The following is a 20915-nucleotide window of genomic DNA, read 5'->3' as shown; positions in this document are numbered from 1 at the left end:
AAGGTACGAACTGGTTAGTTTTGTGTTCGATTATCGAACAAATTAGCATTCGACGAATTGACCCATTTTCGGGCAGTAGCGCACCATTTCGTCACGGGGCAGTCGTGCTCAAAAAGCCAAAAGCTTCTCGACCACTGCCAATCAATCGACCGCCGCGTACTTCGGCGACCGCCGCGCGTCACCCAATACCCTGGCTTGACCATAAACATAAAAAATACGGGTAACCCACAATGATCCACACACAAAGCTCCCGTTCGGCCCAGCCTCTGGGCAACACCCCGCATGCTGGTATCGGCGACAAGATTCGTGGCGCCATGGCCGTGGGCAAGACCCGCTGGTACATGCTCGCCCTCGTGTTCTTCGCCACCACACTGAACTACATCGACCGCGCCGCCCTCGGTGTCATGCAGCCCATCCTGGCCAAGGAAATGAGCTGGACAGCGATGGACTACGCCAACATCAACTTCTGGTTCCAGGTGGGCTACGCCATCGGTTTCGTCCTGCAAGGACGGCTGATTGACCGGGTCGGCGTCAAGCGAGTGTTCTTCTGCGCCGTACTCCTCTGGAGTATCGCGACAGGCGCACATGGCCTGGCGACCTCTGCTGTCGGCTTCATGGTCTGCCGGTTCATCCTCGGCCTGACCGAGGCGGCCAACTACCCGGCCTGCGTCAAGACCACACGCCTGTGGTTCCCGGCTGGCGAACGCGCCGTTGCTACCGGCATCTTCAATGCCGGCACCAACGTGGGGGCAATGCTCACGCCGATGCTACTGCCACTGATCCTGAGCGTCTGGGGTTGGCAGGCTGCATTTATCGCGATGGCCATGCTCGGGCTGGTCTGGGTGACATTCTGGGCGCTGAAGTACTTCAACCCGGAAAACCACCCGACAGTCAGCCAAGCCGAACTGGCCTACATCCAGAATGCTACCGAGCCTGAACAAGCCCGCGTGCCGTTCTCTCGTATCCTGCGCATGCGTGGCACCTGGGCCTTTGCCCTGGCCTACTCTCTGACCGCGCCAGTGTTCTGGTTCTATCTGTACTGGCTGCCACCGTTTCTCAATCAGCAGTACAGCCTGGGCATCAACGTGACCCAAATGGGTATTCCGTTGATCGTGATTTACCTGAGTGCCGACTTCGGCAGTGTCGGTGGCGGCATCCTGTCTTCGTTCCTGATTGGTCGCGGCATGGCCCCCATCAAGGCGCGGTTGCTCTCGATGCTGCTGTTCGCCGGCACCATCGTCAGCGTGATCTTCGCCGCGGGCGCCAGCAGCCTGTGGGTCGCGGTACTGGCCATCTCCCTGGCCATCGCCGCACACCAGGCCTGGACGGCCAACATCTGGAGCCTGGTGATGGACTACACACCGAAGCACATGATGAGCACGGTGTTCGGCTTCGGCGGCATGTGTGCAGCCATCGGCGGCATGTTCATGACGCAGTTGGTGGGCTACGTTCTGACCGTCACCCAAAACAACTACACCGTACTGTTCACCATGATCCCCGCCATGTACTTCTGCGCCCTGCTGTGGATGTACTTCATGGCTCCACGCAAGATCCCTACCGTCACTGACTAAGGGCATCTAGGGTTTGCGCTGCAACCACGCAGCGCACAGCCCGCTCAGGCATATCAGTGCAATCCCCACCAGCCCGGCCTTGTCCGGGCTGTGTCCGAACAGAACAAACCCCAATACGCCCGCAAACACCACCTGGCAGTAGCTGAACGGAGCCAGCATGGCCGGTGCTGCATGCCTGAACGCCTGGGTCAGGAACAGGTGCGCAATCATTCCGAACGCGCCAAGCACCACGGCCAGCGCAGCATGCTCCCAGGTTGGCGTGTGCCAGAAGAAAGGCACCAACGCACTCATCACCAACGTGTTCACGACACCGGTAAAGAAGTTACTGGCGCTAGGGCTGTCGACTTCACTGAGCTTGCGCGTCAGCAATTGATAGAAGCAAAAACCCAGCGCCGAACAGAACGGTAACAACACCGCAGGCGTAAACAGATTGCCTCCCGGATGAACGATCACCAACACCCCGACAAAACTGACCAGAACGGCCAGCCATTGCCCTCGGGAAACCTGCTCCCCCAGCAACGGCACAGACAGCGCCGTCACCAGCAAAGGAGCCAGGAAGTTCACCGCAGTCGCTTCGGCCAGCGGGATGAACTGCAGTGCCGTGGTGAACAGCAGGCTGGTCGCCAGCAGACACAGCGCCCGTAGCGCCTGCAGCGCCGGTCGACGCGTGCGCAACAGGCGCAGCCCCGACTGCGGCAGGAAAATGGCCATCATCAACAGGGTATGAACCAGGTAGCGAGCCCACACGACCCATAGAATCGGGTAAAACCCTGAAAGGTACTTCGACAAAGCATCGTGACTGGCGAACAGAAACGTCGCCACCACAATCAAAACAATACCTTTCAACGGCCGAGTGACATCACCTAATGCAGCGGGACGGGTCATCAACAATGCTCGCAGGTCAACGGAGGCTCAACACCTGAAGGGTCTTTTCCAGCGCCAGCGTTGCACGCTCTAGAGCACTGACGCCCTGCTCAAGCAACTGCCGTGTAGGGATTTCCAGGCTCAGCGGCAGGTCACAGGGCAAGCAGCGCAACAACCCTTGCAGATCGCAATCGCCATCGCCCGGAAAGCGCCGCTCGTTACGCGCCTGACGCAGGATTTCAGCCATATCGTCAGGGCGCGGCCCCGCCACGTCACACAACTGGGCATAGCGCATGCGTGAACGCGGCAGTTGTCGCAGCGCTTCCAGTGACGACCCCGAGCGATCGAAGTGGAAGGCGTCAATCAGCACGCAACCATTATCGCGCCCAGCGTTCTCGACAATGCGCCGCGCCTGGGTAAGGTTCTTCGCATCAGTCCATGGCATGAATTCCAGATGGGGGTGCAAGCCATAGCGAGCGGCAAGGTCACACAGGGCCGCGAAGTTATCGGTCTGGCGCTGCTCATCGGGATCGTTACCGGCCACCAGCAGCTCCGTGGCGCCAAACTCGGCGCCAACGCTCAGCAAGGCTTCAAAATCCCCGACACGGGTATCGGGTTTGAGCCGCAGGATTTCCACATCCAGCACCTTGATACCGGTGTCACGCAGGCGTGCAGCGGTCTGACGACGCAGCTCGGCGTCACGCACCAAGGGAAAATGGTGCTCTTCTGGCGTGGCGGGCTCCAGCCGCAAGCCAACATGGCTGTAACCGGCCCGGGCGGCCACTTCAACCATCTGCACCGGGGACAACTCCAGCACCGTCAAGGCCGCCAGCGACATAACACGTTGATTCATGATGACTCCTTCAAGGCTTAAAGACAGGCAGGGGCGCAGGCGCGACCAGTGCGCGCGGCCTCGCGGATGGCTTCGATCAGGGCCAGCGTGCGCCCTGCATCAGCCGCACTGACCAGCGGCTGAACCTGGCCACGAGCGACCTGGATAAAGTGCAGCAGTTGCAGGCGCAGGGCCTCATCGGCAGTGAACGGCTCCTGCACCTGCAGCAGTGGTTGATGCCACCCCTCCCCGGCTTCGGCGTAGTGCCAGCGCTTGAGCTGAGGAATGCTCAGGGCACCCGCGGTACCTGCCAACAGGTAGCAGGGTTGATCGGCCTGACGCGGGTAGACCGGGTTCTCGCCACTGTCGAGCTCCCAGCTCCAGGGCGCGGCCACGGCATCAGAGCCGGTCAGGCTGCCCAGCGCGCCGTTATCGAACTGGAGCAACACCGCCGCGCAGTCCTCATTGCCAAAGCCGCGTACCGCGTTGCTGGTGATCGCCTGCACCTGGCGAACCTCGCCACACAAGTAACGCAGCAGGTCGAGGTCGTGGATCAAGTTGGTCAGCAACATCCCCGCGCCAGCCTCGCGCCGCCACGGGATATCGAAGTAGCTGTCTGGCTTGCGCAACTGCCAGAGCGCGGTGACGGTGGTCAAACGCCCTAAAACGCCACGCGATATCACTTCATGGGCGCGGGCAATCAAGGGATTGTGTCGACGGTGGTGCCCAACCAGAACCGGCACCCCGGTAGCCTTCGAGGCCGCGACCAGTTCGCGCACTTCCCCTACCTGCACCCCCACCGGTTTCTCCAGTAACACAGGCACCCCTGCCGCCAGGCAGTCGAGTGCCGTACTCACATGCAGCGCGTTCGGGTTGGCGACGATGACGGCCTCAGGCCGGGCGAGAGCAAGCATCTGCCGGTAATCGGCGTAGTGAGCCACACCGCACTCGGCAGCAAACTCAGCCGCACTTTCATTCGGGTCGGCCACCGCGCACAGCTGTGCCTGGTCGAGTGTTCGTAAATGCTGATAGTGCTGGCGGCCCATAACCCCTGCCCCGATCAAGGCAATTCGCAATGGCTGATTCAAGCCTGAGTTCCTCGTGATGAGCTGTTGTTCTTCACATTTTATTTAGAACTCAGTTCCACTTTTCTTGCAAGCAAAAAAAATGGCAACCCTGAGGGCTGCCATTCGCTATGGCGCTGCAGAAACGCTAGAGGAACAACTCCGAAGCGGGGCAGGCTGCCGACAACTCTGCCGTCGCAGCCAGCAATGCCGGGGCCAGTTCATGCATACGCGCCTCACTCATACGGGCACTGGGCCCGGCGACACTAAGCACCCCGACCACATGCCCGTCCAGCGGGTGACGCACCACTGCCGCCAGTGCCGAGGTGCCTACCGCAGAGCTCTCAACGACCCAGGCATAACCATGCTCACGGGCAATGCGCAGACGCTCGAGCAAATCGGCATTGGAAGCCGGGGCATTGGGGCCAAAGTCCTCCCGCCGGGCAATCCCTTGGCGCTCCACCAGCAGCAAGGCCTGCGCATCACTCAGGCTGGCCAGCCAGGCATGCCCGGAAGCGGTGTAAAACAATGGCGCATCCCGGCCCATATCGGGGTCATAACGCAACCCCGAGCGAGCCCCCTGAGCTTTGGCGATCCAGGTTTGGCGCTCGCCGTCGATCACTCCAAGACGCACCAGCTCACCCGTTTGCTGGGCCAATTGATCAAGGACGGGTTGAACCACATCGGCGCCAGCGCTGGAGAGGTAACGAAAACCCAAAGCGACCAGCTTGGTACTCAGCAGATAACGACTGTTTTCCGGGTTTTGCCGCACATACCCGAGGCGTATCAGCTCGGCCAACATGCGATGGGTAGCACTCTTGGGGATGTCCAGTTGCTCAGCCAGCGTTTGCATTGGCAGGCCGCGCGGGGCGCTGGTGAGGCTTTCGAGAAGGCTTAACGCACGTTCAATCTGACTGCCGGCCATGGTCACGGTCCCTAAAAATTTTGCCGATTCTAAAGAGCGTCGGCGAAAGCGCAAACCACTGTTCGATCTTCGCCCATTTTGCCCGCTTTGCACTTGGCGATATCGGACAGCAACCATAGAATATGGAATTGAGTTCCAAAAACAAAACTATTCGACCCTGAACGCGAGATCTCAAATGCCTGCCGACACCTCTTTGCACACCACGGTGGACTGCGATGTCCTGGTCATCGGTTCCGGTGCTGCCGGTTTATCCACCGCCGTGACAGCCGCCTGGCACGGTAAAAAGGTCATCGTGGTCGAGAAAGACCCGGTGTTCGGCGGTGCCACCGCCTGGTCCGGAGGTTGGATGTGGGTGCCCTGCAATCCACTGGCACAACGCGCCGGTATCATTGAAGACCGTTCACTGCCCCGTACCTACCTTGAGCACGAACTGGGCGAGCGCTTCGATCCCGTAATGATCGATGCGTTTCTGGAGGCCGCGCCTCACATGGTCTCGTTCTTCGAACGCCATACTGCCCTGCAGTTTTCCGATGGCAACGCTATCGCCGATATTCATGGCGACACACCCGGTGCCGGAACGGGCGGACGTTCGGTTATCGCCGCCCCCTACAATGCTCGCGAAGTCGGCAAGTTGCTCAAACGCCTGCGCAAGACCATGCGCGAAACCTCGTTCATGGGCATGCCGATCATGGCCGGCAAAGACCTCGCGGCCTTCCTGACCCTGACCCGTTCCTGGCGCTCGCTGCTCCACGTGACCAAGCGCTTCAGCCGGCACCTGCTCGACCTGGCGCTCAACGGTCGGGCCATGCACCTGGTCAATGGTGTTGCACTGGTGGCCAGGCTGGCCAAGTCTGCCGAAGACCTCGGCGTACTGCTCTGGGAGTCGGCCCCGGCCAGCGAACTGATTCACGAAAACAACCGGGTGGCTGGCGCCGTCGTGCAAACACGCAACGGCCCCGTTAAGATCCGCGCGCGTCATGCGGTAGTGCTGGCGGCAGGCGGCTTCCCCAACGATATCGAACGTCGCAAGGCGTTGTTCCCGCGTACGCCCACCGGCAACGAACACCTGGCCTTGCCGCCACTGAGCGCCAACGGCGACGGCCTGCGCCTGGGCGAAAGCGTCGGCGGCCGGATGGCTGACGACCTGCTCAGCCCGGTCGCCTGGGCACCAGTCTCCAGGGTGCCATACAAGGACGGCACGTTCGGTCACTTCCCGCACATCATCGAACGTGGCAAGCCAGGCATTATCGGTGTACTGGCGAACGGCAAGCGCTTCGTCAACGAAGCCGGCGGTTACTATGACTATGTCAGTGCCATGGTCGCTGCGGCGCCGGGTGAAGAGGTGGCCTCCTGGCTGATCTGCAGCCATGCCTTCCAGCGCCGTTATGGCCTGGGGATTTCCCGCCCGTTCCCACTGCCGGTCGAACCCTTCGTACGCTCCGGCTACCTGAAGAAAGGCGACACCCTTGAAGCGCTGGCCCAGGCTTGCGGTATCGACCCCCAGGGTTTGAGTACGACCGTCGAGCAATACAACCGCCATGCGCGCAACGGCGAAGACCCGTTGTTCGGCCGTGGCTCTACACCCTACAACCGTAAACAAGGGGATGCGTTGCATGGCCCCAATCCTTGCGTCGCGCCGATCGAGAAAGGCCCCTTCTATGCAGTTAAAGTCGAACCGGGCTGCTTCGGCACCTTCGCTGGCCTCAAGACCAACGAGCACGCCCAGGTGCTTGATGAGCAACGCCAGCCCATTGCCGGGTTGTATGCGGTAGGTACCGACATGGCCAGCATCATGGGCGGCCACTACCCGGCAGGCGGCATAAACCTGGGACCGGCCGCGACCTTTGGTTACATCGCTGGACGCCACATTGCCGGCGCAACAGCCTACGAGTAACTCCACTACAAACAGCAGCCCATAAAAAAAGCCCGCCAATTGGCGGGCTTCTTTATGGCGCTACAGGCTTAGAAGTCGAAGAACACCGTTTCGCCTTCACCCTGAATACGAATGTCGAAGCGGTAGGCCAGTTTACCGTCCACTTCACAACGCTTGGCAACCAGGGTCTCGCGACGCTGCGGCTGCTCGATCAGGTTGAGTACCGGGCACTTGGCGTTGGCCTCGGCTTCATCATCGAAGTACAAGCGGGTCTGCAGGTGGATATTGATACCACGGGCAAACAGGCTCACGTTGATGTGCGGTGCCATTGGCACACCGGCGGCATTCAGCGCGACACCCGGCTTGATGGTGTGCAGGTTCCACTCGCCCGCATCAAAGGTCGTGGCTGTGCGACCGAAGCTGTTGAATGGCTTTTCCAGGTTGAAATCTGGCTGATAGTGACCCTCATGGTCAGCCTGCCAGAACTCCAGGAACGAGTCGCGCACCAGATGGCCGTTGCCATCGTATACATGGCCAAACACCAGGATCTGTTGGCCCGGGGCATCGGCACGCGCCATACGGTTCCAGATTTCCTGAGGGCGAGTCGGGTTACCGGCGGCTTCCAGTGCCAGGCCGATATGAACGTAAGGACCGGCGGTCTGCGAAGGGGTTTCCGGCAGCAGTTGAGTAGGCATGGCGGGGCTCCTTAGCAGTTTTCAAAGTGCGTCTTGCGCTGGCCGCGCAGCACGATGTCGAAACGATAGGCCAGGCAATCCATCGGGTTCGCGTTGGTCATGTCCAGGCGTGCGATCAGGCTCTGTACCGCTTCAGGATTGGCGATCGACTTGACGATCGGGCACATCGGAATCAGCGGATCACCTTCAAAGTACAACTGGGTAATCAACCGGGTAGCGATCGACGGGCCGCTGATAGAGAAGTGGATATGCGCCGGACGCCAGTCGTTCGGCCCGTTACGCCATGGGTAAGGACCGGGCTTGATCGTGCGGAAACTGTAGTAGCCATCACGGTCGGTCAAGGCTCGACCAACACCGCCGAAGTTAGGGTCCAGAGGCGCCAGGTAACGGTCGTTCTTGTGCCGATAACGGCCACCCGCGTTGGCCTGCCACATCTCCACCAGGGTATGCGGGATCGGCTTGCCGTACTGGTCACACACTCGACCGGAAACGATGATGCGCTCACCAACCGGCAGGCCGCCGTTGTTGAAGTTCAGCAACAGGTCATGGTCATGCTGACCAAACTGCAGGTGAGAGAAATCTGGACCGGTGCTTTCGCTGATCGACTGAGGAATGCTCACCAGTGCCTGACGCGGCGACCGGGCAACAGAGGTCTTGTAGTCGGGGGTCAGGGCTTTCGGGTGCCAATTGCGATCACGGATAGCGAAGCGACTGTCGTCTGTGGCGGACATGCCGTTCTCCTTGTTATTGGATGTGGAAAAGCCCGGGAGGAGCAGGCGAGCACCCAGTGTCGGCCAAGACGGCTTCGACGGGAACTGAAAAGAACCATGGGAAACATAACCAATGGGTTATGTATAGCGCAGCGCGCTCACGTCGCCTAACCCAAGAGTTTTCATAGGCTATGGCGAAAAGGGATACGCACGGCTCCACCGGCCAAGCGCTGGCAGGCTTGATTCAGGAGACGTTGAAGAAGCCCTGAACGGCGCAGAAACATGCGCTAAACACTTTGTTGATCAATTTCGTAGGAATTGCTGAAAAAGCGTTTCAGCTACTCGAACTGCCGCCGATAAAGCCAGCGTATGGATCGCATGGCACCAAGAAAAACAACCTTCCAGCGATCGGGATCAAGACCGTAAAACGTTCCTGGAGGGATGGTATGAACAGCTGGTTTGCCAATATCAGCGTCAATGTGAAACTCGGCCTGGGCTTCGGTCTGGTGCTGTTACTGACCGGCCTTCTGGCGCTGACAGGCTGGACCAGCCTTGGTGGCCTGATCGACCGTAGCAACTGGATGAGCGACATCACTCAGCTCAACAGCGACCTGACGAACATGCGCATTGCGCGCCTGCAATACATGTTGACCAACGGCGATGACACCAGCGCCGCCAATGTTCAAGCCAAACTCGACACGTTCAGCGCGCAACAGCAGAAACTGCTGAACAGCTTCAAGAGCCCCGAGAACATCAAACTGCTGCAGCAGCAGGCCAAGACCATCAGCGCGTATCAGGTATCACTGAACAAGATGCGCAACGGCTATAGAACCACCCTGGCCGCCCGCGATGCGATGGGTGTAGCCGCCGCCAGCGCCATCGAGTTGATCGAGTCGATCAACCGCGATGTCCTGGCCTTGCCAGAGAGCGACCCTCGTCGTCTTGAGCAATTCCAGGCCATTACGCGGGTCAAGGAACAACTGATGATGGTGCGCCTGGAAGTGCGCAGCTACATTGCCGACCTCAGTACTTCGACCGAACAGGCGGCTCTGCGACAACTGGATGCGGCCCTGACTGAAGTCCGCCAACTGAACGATCACCTGCCACGCGAAACCACCCGCGCCAAGCAGTTCGAAAGCGCCATCCTCGCCTACCGTGACGCCGTACTCACCTTCAAGAGCGCCATTGCCGAGATCGCCGTAGCTCGCCAGGAAATGACCGTACAAGGCGCCGATATCGTCAAATACAGCGATCAGCTCTATAAGATCCAACTGGATCGTCGTGATGACGAAAGCGCCCAGGCGCGTGCACTGCAACTCATCAGCACCCTGCTGGCACTGCTGTTCGGCGTACTGGCCGCGGTTATCATTACCCGCCAGATTACCCGCCCGCTGCAAGACACCCTCAAGGTGGTCGAGAAAATCGCTGCAGGCGACCTGACCCATGAGCTACGCGTGACCCGCCGAGACGAGTTGGGCGTTTTACAGCAAGGCATACAGCGCATGGGCAGCACCCTGCGTGACTTGATCACAGGCATCCGTGACGGCGTCACCCAGATCGCCAGCGCAGCGGAAGAACTCTCGGCGGTCACCGAGGAAACCAATGCCGGAGTCAACAGCCAGAAGGTCGAAACCGATCAGGTGGCAACCGCCATGCATGAAATGGCGACGACAGTGCAGGAGGTGGCGCGAAACGCCGAGTTGGCCTCAGAAGCGGCAACCGATGCTGACGGTCAGGCCCGTGCGGGTGATGAGGTCGTCGCCCAGGCCATTGCCCAAATCGAACGTCTGGCCGAAGAAGTGAAGCGCTCGACCGACGCCATGGGGCACCTGCAACAGGAAAGCCAGAAGATCGGCAGCGTCATGGACGTGATCAAGTCGGTCGCCGAGCAGACCAACCTGCTCGCCCTGAATGCCGCCATCGAAGCGGCCCGCGCAGGCGAAGCCGGTCGTGGTTTTGCCGTGGTCGCTGACGAGGTTCGCGGCCTGGCCCAGCGCACGCAGAAATCCACCGAAGAGATCGAAGAACTGGTAGCAGGCCTGCAAAGCGGCACCCAACAGGTCGCCAACGTCATGCTGAACAGCCGTAACCTGACCGACAGCAGCGTTGAACTGACGCGTAAAGCCGGTGCATCACTGGAGAACATCACCCGCGTGGTGTCGAACATCCAGTCGATGAATCAGCAGATCGCCGCAGCCGCCGAGCAGCAGAGTGCCGTAGCCGAGGAAATCAGCCGCAGCATCCTCAATGTACGCGATGTCTCGGAGCAGACTTCCGCAGCCAGTGAAGAAACCGCGGCGTCCAGCGTCGAGTTGGCGCGGCTGGGTAACCAGTTGCAGATGATGGTCAGCCACTTCCGCGTCTGACCTGAGACATCGTTGGCACTGCCGACACCAGCAGGCGTCGACAGTACCAGCGATAAGGCCGGTTACTTCACCACGTGGCCCACACCCCGGCCACGTGGATCGGAAGCGGTTTCCAGCGCCGTGCCATTGACCCGGATCGCCTGGATATCCCCCATCTCCCAACCCTGATCTTCCAGGGTGTACCCCATCTTCTTCAGATCATCAGCCACCTTGCCATTCAACGGCGCATAAGCGTCGTAATAGATAGTGTCCTTAGGCAGCAACTGATGATGCACACGCTGCGCAGCAACGGCCTTCTCCAGCGGCAGGTTGTAGTCATAGAGGTTGTTCAACACCTGGAAGATCGAGGTGAAAATCCGCGAACCACCTGGCGTACCCAGAACCAGGGTGACCTGGCCGTCGCGGGTTACCAGCGTTGGGCTCATTGACGAAAGCATGCGCTTACCTGGCTCGATGGCGTTGGCGTCGCCGCCGACCACACCGAAGGCGTTGGCTACGCCAGGCTTGGAACTGAAGTCATCCATCTCGTCATTGAGCAGGAAGCCCGCGCCCTTGACGACAACGCCACTGCCATAGTCCCAGTTCAAGGTGTAGGTATTGCTGACGGCGTTACCCTGCTTGTCGACGATGGAGAAGTGCGTGGTCTGATGCGGTTCCAGGCCCGGGCGGACTTTCTCCGTCTCAGAGATGGCCGTCGGATTGACCTCCTTGGCACGCTTGAGCAGGTAGTCCTTGGCAATCAATTGCTCAACTGGCACCTTGCTGAACGCAGGGTCGCCGAGGTAGTCGGCACGGTCGGCAAATACCCGCTTCTCGATTTCGGCCAGCAGGTGGATATAACGAGCCGAGTTCAACTCAACGCCCTTGAAGTCGGCAGCGCGATTTTCCTTGATGCCCAACAGTTGCGCCAGCGCGATACCACCAGAGCTTGGCAACGGCGCGGTGTAGACCGTGTTGCCGCGCCAGTCGATGCGCATCGGCTCACGCCAGACAGCCTTGTAATCCTTCAGGTCATCTTTGCTGATCAAGCCCTTGTCGGCCTGCATCTGAGCCACCAGCAGGTCGGCGGTCTTGCCCTGATAGAACTCACTGACGCCATTGCTGGCAATACGCTCCAGGGTTTGCGCCAACTCGGGTTGCTTGAAGGTTTCGCCGACCTTCATGCTGCCGAAATAGTCATTGAAGTTGGTGCTGTCCTTGAACAGACCCAGGGCGTCCTCACGGTACTGGTACTGTTTGGAGGCCACTTTAAAGCCATTCCTGGCGTAACCGACCGCTGGGGTCAGCAGCTCGGCCCAAGGCAGCTTGCCGAATTTCTGATGCGCCTCCCATAACCCCATCACCGTACCCGGTACACCAGCGGCACGTGCACCGACCAGGCTGAGGTTCTCGATGACCTCGCCTTTATCGTCCAGGTACATGGTGCGGCTCGCCGCTTTCGGGGCGACCTCGCGGTAGTCGAGGAAATAGGGCTTGCCGTCCATGTACAGGGTCATGAAACCACCGCCGCCGATATTGCCAGCCTCGGGGTAAGCCACAGCCAGCGTGAATGCAGTCGCCACGGCAGCATCCACCGCGTTACCGCCTTTCTTCAGGACTTCGGCGGCTACCTGTGCACCATATTGATCGGGCGCGGCGACCGCGCCACCGTCCAGGGTCACGGCGTAGGCCGAAGAACTGGCGATAATCGCGGCACTGAGGGTCAGGAGTCGGAACATCACAACGCGCATGAAAGCTTCCTTAGTGTTGTTTTCGTTGAACACCCATTAAGGCTGATGTCGAACGACATATCAAACACCGAAGCGAAAACAGCCGCGTTTAGACAGCCTCTGTCGCCGCCAGAAATCTCAACAGGCGTAGACCGCCAGCTTTTGCTGAATGAAATCGAGAAAGCACTGAATGCGCAGGGCCAGTTGCGTATTGCGGTAGTACACCGCATGGATCGGCTGGCGATAGCCGCTGTTGGCATCGGCAAGAATCACCTGCAGGCGTCCGGCACGCACGTCCTCGTGGCTCATGAAGTGCGACAGGCACGCGATGCCTGCCCCGGCCAAGGCCAATTGGCGCAAGGTTTCGCCGCTGGATGCCGACAGGCTCGGACGAATGGGTAGACGATCGCCTTCAGCATGGCGCAAAGGCCAGTGGTTGAGCGTCTCGGTCTGGCTGAAGCCCAACAGCGAGTGCCCGGCCAGGTCTTCAACCTGCCGTGGCGTGCCATGCCGCGCCAAGTACTCGGGGCTGGCCAGGATCTGCAGCGGGCTGCAGCCCAGCGAACGGGCATGCAGGCTGGAGTCGGACAGCTCGCCAATGCGGATCGCCACATCGGTACCCTGCTCCAGCAAGTCAATGATCAAGTCGTCAGTGTTCAACTCCAGTTGGATGTCCGGATAGCGCTCACGGAACTCCTCCACCCACGGGACGATGGCGTGCAGCATGAACGGCGCCGCGGCGTTGATCCGCAACCGCCCGGACGGCGTTTGACGGTGCAACGACAAACGCTCTTCAAGCTCATCCATCTGCGCAAGAATCGCCTTGGCTCGCTCGAAGAAAAACCGGCCCTCCTCGGTCAGGTCCATGCGCCGGGTAGTGCGATTGATCAGCGTGGTACACAGCTTGGCTTCAAGGCGTGACAAGGTTCGACTGACCGCCGATGGGGTCTGCCCGACCTGCTCGGCCGCAGCGGAAATCGAGCCGCACTCGATCACCGAGACGAACACCTGTAACTCATCGGACCTGGCTTTCACGCGAACACCTTGTGCAGCAACCAAACGCTGATTGATAGCGGCTTGCACAGGCTTGTGCAAGCACCCATCAAGCCGGGATCTGGAATACCCGGGCCAGATGCTGCTCATACGCAGTGACGGCAGCAGCGACGTTCGGGCGCTTCATCACATCCACCGCCAGATAAGTCGGCAGCCCCGTCATGCCGAGGAACTGATTAGCCTTGTGAAACGGGAAGTACACGGCGTCCACACCCTTGCCTTCAAAGAAATCGTCAGGGTCATCGAACGCCTGCTGCGGCGCATTCCAGGTGGCCGAAATCATGTAGTACTTGCCGTGAACAAGGCCGCCACTGCCGTACTTCTGAGACGCGTCGGAACGGGTTCGACCGTCGCTGGCATAGAGGCTGCCGTGACCGGCGGTGAAGACCTCATCAAGGTACTGCTTGACGGTCCAGGGCGCGCCCATCCACCAGCCGGGCATTTGATAGATGATCACGTCCGCCCAGAGAAACTTCTGCACCTCTTCAGCATTGTCATAACCACCGTCGATATAGGTGGATTTGACGTCAAAGCCGGCACGATCCAGAAACGCCAGCGCTGCCTCATGCAGGGTTTCATTCAAGCGGCCATCGGAGTGGGCGAATTTCTTGCCGCCATTGAGCAACAGGACTTTTTTCATCGGGGCCTCATCGGGTGACCGGTCGACGCCATTGGGATAACGAACCGGATTGAATTGAATGCCGGGCAGGTTAGCGACGAACAAAGCCCGGAAAAACCACCTCGACGGCAAAACGCTTTTGACTGGAGCGCACGAATGGAACGCGAATTATTGCAGTCGCGTATCTATTGCAAGGCTGATGGCTTGTGCGCTTCTGGACAGCTTGATGTCGAGTCCAGACAACCGGGGGGCTGAGCCGCCCGCTAGGCTGCGGGTTCACTTCCTCAACCTGCCTGGAGCCCTCATGTCGAAATCGATCGTCGTTCTGCGCGACACCCACCCGTTACCGGTACTCGATGCCTGCAAATGGGAGAAACTCGCCGGAGACCCGCACACCGTCAACCTCAACGCCTATACCAGCGAGGATGGCAGCAAGATCATGGGCACCTGGATCTGCACGCCTGGCAAATGGCGGGTCAATTACGAGAAGTGGGAATACTGCCACTTTCAGGAAGGCTACTGCGTGATCACGCCTGATGGTCAGGAGCCGATCCACTTGCGGGCGGGAGACATCTTCATCGTCGAACCGGGAATGCGCGGCACCTGGGAAGTGGTGGAGACCGTACGCAAGTACTTCGTCTTTGCGTAAGCAAAGCCGACAGGCCAGCTCCTGCATAGGAGCCGGCCTGCCCGTGATCAACGCAGCTTGCTATTCAGGCTTGCGGTAACCTTCGACGATCGCGGAGAAGTCCTTGCCGCCATCACCGCGCAAACTCATCGCTTGATACAACTGCTGCGCCACCGCGCCGAGAATCACCGGCTGGTGAGCCTGGCGTGCCGCCTCAGTCGCCAACCCCAGGTCCTTGAGCATCAGCTCGGCGCCAAAACCGCCGGTATAGCCGCGCGAAGCCGGTGCCGTCTCGATGATGCCCGGCCACGGATTATAGGTATCCGAGCTCCAGCAACGCCCAGTGGAGCTATTGATAATCCCCGCCAGAACCTTGGTGTCGATACCCAGGGCATTGCCCAGCGCCATGGCTTCGGACACCCCCACCATCGAGATACCCAGCAGCAGGTTGTTACAGATCTTGGCGATCTGCCCGGTGCCGACATCGCCACAATGAACGATGTTGCGCCCCATCTGCGCCAGTACCGGCTGCAAGGTGGCAAACAGTTCAGCGCTCGCGCCTACCATGAAGGTCAGTGTGCCCGCCTGGGCGCCGCCCGTGCCACCGGAAACCGGCGCATCGGCCAGCGCGACACCCTGCTTGGCGGCGGCGGCCGCAACATCGCGGGCCGTCTGTGGGTCGATGGTGCTGCAATCCACTACTGGGGTACCGGCACGCACTCCCGCCAGCACGCCATCTTCACTCAGGTACACGCTGCGCACATGGGCGGCGGCTGGCAGCATGGTAATCACCAGCTCGCTGCCTTCTGCTGCTTCCCGTGGCGAAGCACTGACCTGGCTACCCAACTCAGCAAGCTCGGCCAGGATGGTCTTGTTCAGGTCAAACACATTCAGTTGATGCCCGGCCTTGATCAGGTTGCGCGCCATCGGCGCGCCCATGTTGCCCAAGCCGATAAATGCAATACGCATGACGATCTCCTTAGCGCAGGCTGATGGTGGTGTTCACACCGTCGTTGACGCTGTCGTCATCGAACCAACGGGCAGTGACGGTCTTGGTCTGAGTGTAGAACTGCACCACTTGCTTGCCGTAAGGGCCCAGGTCACCGAGCTTGGAACCGCGCGAACCGGTGAAGCTGAAGAACGGAACCGGGACCGGGATTGGGATGTTGATACCAACCTGACCAACATCGATTTCACTCTGGAACTTGCGTGCCGCTGCGCCACTTTGGGTAAACAGGCCAGTGCCGTTGCCAAAGGGGTTGCGGTTGACCAGGGCGATGGCCTCATCAAGGGTGTCGACCTCCAGCACCACCAGCACAGGGCCAAAGATTTCCTGGGTGTAGATCTGCATGTCGGTGGTCACGCCGGAGAACAGGGTCGGGCCAATGAAGTTGCCCTCCTCGTAGCCAGGAACCTTGACGTCGCGGCCGTCCAATTCCAGCTTCGCGCCCTCGCGGATACCGCTTTCGATCAAGCCCAGTACGCGCTCCTTGGCACGCTTGGAAATCAGCGGGCCGACATCAGTGCCCGGCTCACTGCCGGCATTGACCTTGAGCTTGGAAGCCAGCTCTTTGAGCTCCGGTAGCCATTCACGCGCCTTGCCCACCAGCACGGCAACCGAGGTGGCCATGCAGCGCTGACCGGCCGCACCAAAACCGGCACCCACCAGTGCATTGAGGGTTTGCGTACGGTTGGCATCCGGCAGCACGACGGCATGGTTCTTCGCGCCCATCATCGACTGCACGCGTTTGCCGTGCTGGCCCGCCAGGTTGTAGACGTGGGTACCGACCTCGGTCGAACCGACGAACGAAATGGCCTTGATGTCCTGATGAGTACACAGGGCATCAACCACCTGCTTGCCGCCATGCACAACGTTCAGTACGCCAGCCGGCACACCGGCTTCGATAGCCAGCTCCACCAGCATCATGGTCGACAGCGGGTCCTGCTCGGACGGCTTGAGGACAAAGGTATTACCGCACACGATGGCCATCGGGAACATCCACAGCGGGATCATCGCCGGGAAGTTGAACGGGGTAATGCCGGCACAGACACCGATCGGCTGGCGCAGGGTGTAGGTATCAACACCACCGGCAACGTTCTCGGCAAACTCGCCCATCTGCAAGGTGCCGATGGAGCATGCGTGCTCGACCACTTCCAGGCCGCGGAAGATATCGCCTTCAGCATCAGCGATGGTCTTGCCCTGCTCAGCACTGAGGGTCAGCGCGATGCGCTTGGAATGCTCGCGAATCAGTGCCTGCAGCTTGAGCATGATGCGCATCCGCGCACCAATCGGCGTATCACGCCAGGTCTTGAACGCACGTTGAGCCGCCGCAATGGCCGCATCGACTTCATCGGCAGTGGCAAAGGGTACCCGTGCCAGCACCTGCTGGGTGGCAGGGTTTACCACGTCACGCCATTCTGTGGTTTTCGACTCGACCCACTGGCCGTCGATCAGCAGGCGAACCTGGTCGACCTTGGTCTGGTTGGGCGTAAGGGATGCGTTCATGGGGCTTCTCCTGAATTTGTTGTTAGGGAGAGATCGCCTTCGGCGCGTCAAGCGCGACGGGCACTTGGTCAAGGGGCTGATTTGGAGTATAGATGTGCAAACTTCTAATAAGAACGCACATAAAATCCGGTCCAACATGCAAAAAAACATCACCTCCCTCGGTTCATTGAACTGGGATGACCTGAAGTTCTTCCTCGAAGTGGCCCGTACCCGCAAGGCCAGCAGCGCAGCCAAGCGGCTGGGCGTGGACTACACCACCGTGTCGCGGCGAATCGCCTCATTGGAGGTGGCGCTGGGCACATTACTGTTCGAGAAATCACGTACCAGTGGTTTCGTGCTCACCGCAGAAGGCCAGCGCCTGCTCAGCTATGCCGAGTCCATTGAGAGTACCCTGCACATGGCCTGCGAGCAGGTCTCAGGCTCCGGCGTCGCCCTCTCCGGGCATGTACGCATGGGCTGCACCGAAGGCTTCGGCAGCTTTTTCGTGACCCCGCAGTTGAGCCACTTCCTCGACCACTACCCGGCCATTTCAGTGGACATCCTGCCACTGCCGCACTTCATCAGCCTGTCCAAACGCGAGGCCGATATTGTCATTGCCCTGGAACGCCCGGAACACGGACCGTATGTGTGCTGCAAGCTGTGCGACTACCGACTGCGCCTGTATGCCACCCAGGAATACCTGGACAACCATGCGCCGATTCAACGGGTCAGTGATCTGGCCGATCATTCGTTTATCAGCTACGTCGATGACCTGGCCTTCAGTTCCGAGCTGCTGTACCTGGCCAACCTGTTGCCCGCAGCCAGCGCCAACCTGCGCAGCACCAGCGTGATCGCTCAGTATGTGGCCGCTCAACAGGGCCGCGGGCTGGCTATCTTGCCGTGTTTCCTGGCCGCACAGGATCCGCGCCTGGTACCGATCCTGCCGCAGGAAATAGAGATTACCCGGCAGTTCTGGATGTACTGCCGGGAGGACCTGCGCAAGCTCAAGCGGATCACCCTGCTGTGGGATTACATCCGCGAAGTGACCGAGCTGAACACCGCGCTGTTGATGGGCGAGTCGCGCTCGACGGTGTTTATTGATTAGTTCGTTGATTAATCGGAAGCGACGACAATAGCGACCCGGCGATTTTCCGTGCGGCCGGCGGCAGTGTCATTGCTGGCAACCGGCTCACGGCTGCCCAGCCCGCGGGTCTCAACGTTTTCCGGGCGCATGCCGACGGCTATCAGCACGCTTGCTGCGCTGGCCGCACGGCGTAGCGACAACTGCTCGTTGTAACGGGCCTTGCCCGACGAGTCGGTATGGCCGTCCACGCGTACCCGCTGAATATCGACCGACAGCAGCGATTTGCCGATACGCTCGACAATTTTCCGGCTCTGCGCATTCAAGCTGTCCAGGTCACTGCCAAAAAGGACTTTGCCAGGCAAACCGAACATCCAGCCTTCATCGGTCAAAACGAACCCCTCCTGCTTCAGGAGCGCAATTTGTTCAGCACTCAGGCCTTTGGGGGGCACGCTCTGGCAACCCACAAGGGTAACCAAAGCAAGCGTCAGAGCGACAAAATGAAAGCGCAGACGGTTGATAGAACGGCTCACGGTTTAACTCCTGTTTTTTGTGCTTGCCGCAGAGTGCTCCGACTCTGCGTTGTGCCGCCCACCTCGACCGAGGTGCTTGGCGTGATACATGGCGGCATCCGCAGCGCTAAGCAGTTCAGTCGGCGTATCACCATCATCGGGATACACCGCCAGGCCAACACTCAGGGATGAAACCACTACCTGCCCGTCAGGCAGGTGAATCGGGGTGCGCATGCTGGCGATAATCTTGTCGGCAATACGCTCGGCATCTTCGGTTCGCTGAATAGGCGCCAATAGCACTGCAAACTCATCACCGCCCAGGCGCGCGACCAGATCATGCTCACGCAACTGGGCACGCACCCGATTGGCCACGGTGATCAGCACTTCATCGCCAGCAGCGTGACCATAGGTGTCATTGATGGTCTTGAAATGATCACTGTCGATAAACAGCACGGCCACCAACTCCTGGCTATGCGACGCACTACGCAGGGTTCGGCTCAGACGCCCCTCGAAAAACGCCCGGTTCGGCAACCCGGTGAGGCTGTCGTGGCTGGCCTTGTGCGCCAAGGTTGCGTTTTCGCTTTGCAGGTGGTGCTGCCAGGTTTCCAGCTCATCAAGCAACGCATTGAAGTCATTGCCCAACTCGTTGAGTTCGGCAATCTGAGCAGGCGGAACACGCCGGTCAAAGCGACGCTCGCAACGTGCCGCATGTGCCACATTGGCAAGGTTGCGCAACGGTCCGACGATATCGCCGAACAAACGGCGCGACAGGGACAACGCACCGAAGGCACTGAGTACGGTACAGAGCATGATGCCGATCAGGCCACTGAGCAGAAAGCGCATCAGGCTATCACCCTGGCCGACCAGCTCGATTCGACCAACCTGTTGCCCTTGGTGTACCACCGGCAGGTTGATGGGGTCTTCCAGTAACGTGCTCGCCAGGTACCGCTCCAACGGCGCCAGCATGCCCTCGTCGGGGCGTTGCCAGCGCGCCAGCAGATCACCGTTATCGTCAAATACCTTCGCGTCGGCGACCTCTTCAGTCGCAGCAATCAGCGCCAGCGCCTCATTGGCCGCACTGCTGTCATTGAACACGACCGAGGCTTCTACGGTGTAATTGATCGACCGGGCGATCAGGTGCAAGTTGTGGTTGGCGTAGGCTCGCAGCGTCAAGACCCCCATCAGGGTCAAGGAAATTCCCGCAAGCCCGACAGCCAGCAAGGCAACGCTCAAATGCCGTCGTCCAAGTACCACACGGAGGGTCAAACGCCCCAGGCTATTGCGCAGGCGGGTCATGGCTGCACCGCCCGACGCCGCGACAGCTGCAGTACGCTGGGGTGAATACGCACGCCACTGCGGGCGACCGAGTCGAGGTTGACCTCAAATGCCACATGGGTGTCACTGACCCGCAGACAGAACAGGCTACCCACCGTACAGGGATCGTCCGCTTCGCTGATGCTCAGGAGCGGATGGCCAATGATCTCGCTAAATAACTGACTGCGCGCTTCAGCACTGAGCTTGCCGATGTAGACCGCGTCACACTCATCGACAATCCGTGGAGCACCGGTCAGCAGTCGGCGCACCAACAACGGACGGCCAGTGGCCTGGGTAGTCCCTTTGACCAGATCATCGGCATATTCGGTGGGACCGACCAGGCACAGACGCAGTTGAGCCGGTTCAACCGGCCAACGCGCATAACTGAGAATTCCAAGCACCACCTGCGTGACAGCCTTGGCCCGAAGCTCCGCATGGGCCGCATTACTGTCAGCCTGAGCACAGGCCACGCTGGTACACAGGAAAAGAAAACTGCCCAGCAGTCCAAGCATCCAGCTCATCACACGTCCCGGGATCGGGGCGGCCACGTTCATGTGGGAATTCTCTCAAAATGGGGCACGACAATTGGGCAAAGATAGCACAATGCCCATTTT

Annotated in this window: 19 protein-coding genes; 5 read left to right on the top strand and 14 right to left on the bottom strand. The window is 59.9% G+C overall.

Going from position 1 to position 20915, the window contains the following annotated elements; translation table 11 throughout:
- Positions 1 to 230: 230 nt before the first annotated feature.
- A complete protein-coding gene (locus ACZ9H3_RS18630) occupies positions 231 to 1571 on the top strand; it encodes an MFS transporter (protein ID WP_065759294.1) in 1341 nt (446 codons plus the stop codon).
- Between the two features lie 6 nt (positions 1572 to 1577).
- Here the strand turns inward: ACZ9H3_RS18630 and ACZ9H3_RS18625 are convergent, their stop codons facing one another.
- From ACZ9H3_RS18625 to ACZ9H3_RS18610, 4 genes are all read right to left on the bottom strand, one after another.
- A complete protein-coding gene (locus ACZ9H3_RS18625; RefSeq protein ID WP_099773479.1) occupies positions 1578 to 2456 on the bottom strand; it encodes a DMT family transporter in 879 nt (292 codons plus the stop codon).
- A gap of 16 nt (positions 2457 to 2472) precedes the next feature.
- The gene (locus ACZ9H3_RS18620) at positions 2473 to 3288 is read right to left on the bottom strand and encodes a sugar phosphate isomerase/epimerase family protein (RefSeq protein ID WP_476221916.1); all 816 of its coding nucleotides are present in this window, start codon (positions 3286 to 3288) and stop codon (positions 2473 to 2475) included.
- Between the two features lie 17 nt (positions 3289 to 3305).
- The gene (locus tag ACZ9H3_RS18615; RefSeq protein WP_476221914.1) at positions 3306 to 4355 is read right to left on the bottom strand and encodes a Gfo/Idh/MocA family protein; all 1050 of its coding nucleotides are present in this window, start codon (positions 4353 to 4355) and stop codon (positions 3306 to 3308) included.
- A gap of 124 nt (positions 4356 to 4479) precedes the next feature.
- The gene (locus ACZ9H3_RS18610) at positions 4480 to 5256 is read right to left on the bottom strand and encodes an IclR family transcriptional regulator (RefSeq protein WP_409281071.1); all 777 of its coding nucleotides are present in this window, start codon (positions 5254 to 5256) and stop codon (positions 4480 to 4482) included.
- Between the two features lie 175 nt (positions 5257 to 5431).
- Here ACZ9H3_RS18610 and ACZ9H3_RS18605 point away from each other — a divergent pair, with 175 nt between their 5' ends.
- Entirely contained in the window at positions 5432 to 7150 is a 1719-nt protein-coding gene (locus ACZ9H3_RS18605; protein ID WP_330521894.1) for an FAD-dependent oxidoreductase, read from the top strand.
- 68 nt (positions 7151 to 7218) lie between these two features.
- Here the strand turns inward: ACZ9H3_RS18605 and pcaG are convergent, their stop codons facing one another.
- Entirely contained in the window at positions 7219 to 7824 is a 606-nt protein-coding gene (gene pcaG, locus ACZ9H3_RS18600; protein ID WP_065759300.1) for a protocatechuate 3,4-dioxygenase subunit alpha, read from the bottom strand.
- Between the two features lie 11 nt (positions 7825 to 7835).
- On the bottom strand, positions 7836 to 8555 hold the full coding sequence (pcaH, locus tag ACZ9H3_RS18595) for a protocatechuate 3,4-dioxygenase subunit beta (RefSeq protein WP_065759301.1): 720 nt from the start codon (positions 8553 to 8555) through the stop codon (positions 7836 to 7838).
- A 425-nt stretch (positions 8556 to 8980) separates the two neighbouring features.
- Here pcaH and ACZ9H3_RS18590 point away from each other — a divergent pair, with 425 nt between their 5' ends.
- The gene (locus ACZ9H3_RS18590) at positions 8981 to 10900 is read left to right on the top strand and encodes a methyl-accepting chemotaxis protein (RefSeq protein WP_476221912.1); all 1920 of its coding nucleotides are present in this window, start codon (positions 8981 to 8983) and stop codon (positions 10898 to 10900) included.
- Positions 10901 to 10962: 62 nt separating this feature from the next.
- Here the strand turns inward: ACZ9H3_RS18590 and ggt are convergent, their stop codons facing one another.
- The 3 genes from ggt to mdaB all read right to left on the bottom strand — a co-directional run bounded on the left by ggt (position 10963) and on the right by mdaB (position 14302).
- Positions 10963 to 12630, bottom strand: a complete 1668-nt coding sequence (gene ggt / locus ACZ9H3_RS18585) for a gamma-glutamyltransferase (protein WP_476221910.1) — start codon at positions 12628 to 12630, stop codon at positions 10963 to 10965.
- 117 nt (positions 12631 to 12747) lie between these two features.
- Positions 12748 to 13644: a LysR family transcriptional regulator gene (locus ACZ9H3_RS18580; protein ID WP_099776526.1), complete on the bottom strand. Its 897-nt coding sequence runs from the start codon at positions 13642 to 13644 to the stop codon at positions 12748 to 12750.
- Positions 13645 to 13711: 67 nt separating this feature from the next.
- A complete protein-coding gene (gene mdaB / locus ACZ9H3_RS18575) occupies positions 13712 to 14302 on the bottom strand; it encodes an NADPH:quinone oxidoreductase MdaB (RefSeq protein ID WP_476221908.1) in 591 nt (196 codons plus the stop codon).
- A gap of 283 nt (positions 14303 to 14585) precedes the next feature.
- Between mdaB and ACZ9H3_RS18570 the strand changes: the two genes are divergently transcribed.
- Positions 14586 to 14930 (top strand): cupin domain-containing protein, encoded by a 345-nt coding sequence (locus ACZ9H3_RS18570; RefSeq protein ID WP_065759305.1) that lies wholly within the window; start codon positions 14586 to 14588, stop codon positions 14928 to 14930.
- Positions 14931 to 14990: 60 nt separating this feature from the next.
- Here ACZ9H3_RS18570 and mmsB read toward each other — a convergent pair whose 3' ends face one another.
- Both mmsB and ACZ9H3_RS18560 read right to left on the bottom strand, forming a co-directional pair.
- The gene (gene mmsB, locus ACZ9H3_RS18565) at positions 14991 to 15878 is read right to left on the bottom strand and encodes a 3-hydroxyisobutyrate dehydrogenase (RefSeq protein WP_065759306.1); all 888 of its coding nucleotides are present in this window, start codon (positions 15876 to 15878) and stop codon (positions 14991 to 14993) included.
- Positions 15879 to 15888: 10 nt separating this feature from the next.
- Positions 15889 to 17415: a CoA-acylating methylmalonate-semialdehyde dehydrogenase gene (locus ACZ9H3_RS18560; RefSeq protein WP_065759307.1), complete on the bottom strand. Its 1527-nt coding sequence runs from the start codon at positions 17413 to 17415 to the stop codon at positions 15889 to 15891.
- Between the two features lie 136 nt (positions 17416 to 17551).
- Here ACZ9H3_RS18560 and ACZ9H3_RS18555 point away from each other — a divergent pair, with 136 nt between their 5' ends.
- On the top strand, positions 17552 to 18499 hold the full coding sequence (locus tag ACZ9H3_RS18555) for a LysR family transcriptional regulator (protein ID WP_099773472.1): 948 nt from the start codon (positions 17552 to 17554) through the stop codon (positions 18497 to 18499).
- An 8-nt stretch (positions 18500 to 18507) separates the two neighbouring features.
- On the opposite strand, the gene yfiB is transcribed toward ACZ9H3_RS18555, so the two are convergent.
- Genes yfiB through yfiR form a run of 3 tightly spaced genes read right to left on the bottom strand, consistent with a single transcriptional unit; the run spans position 18508 to position 20855 of the window.
- A complete protein-coding gene (gene yfiB, locus ACZ9H3_RS18550) occupies positions 18508 to 19008 on the bottom strand; it encodes an outer membrane lipoprotein YfiB (RefSeq protein ID WP_099773471.1) in 501 nt (166 codons plus the stop codon).
- A 3-nt stretch (positions 19009 to 19011) separates the two neighbouring features.
- Entirely contained in the window at positions 19012 to 20283 is a 1272-nt protein-coding gene (dgcN, locus tag ACZ9H3_RS18545; RefSeq protein ID WP_330521890.1) for a diguanylate cyclase DgcN/YfiN, read from the bottom strand.
- Entirely contained in the window at positions 20280 to 20855 is a 576-nt protein-coding gene (gene yfiR, locus ACZ9H3_RS18540) for a regulatory sequestration protein YfiR (protein WP_476221903.1), read from the bottom strand. The genes dgcN and yfiR overlap by 4 nt, the downstream gene beginning before the upstream one ends.
- Between the last annotated feature and the right edge of the window lie 60 nt (positions 20856 to 20915).

The sequence above is a fragment of the Pseudomonas sp. TE3910 genome (genome assembly GCF_056279025.1).
This window is presented reverse-complemented; position numbering and strand designations above follow the sequence as displayed.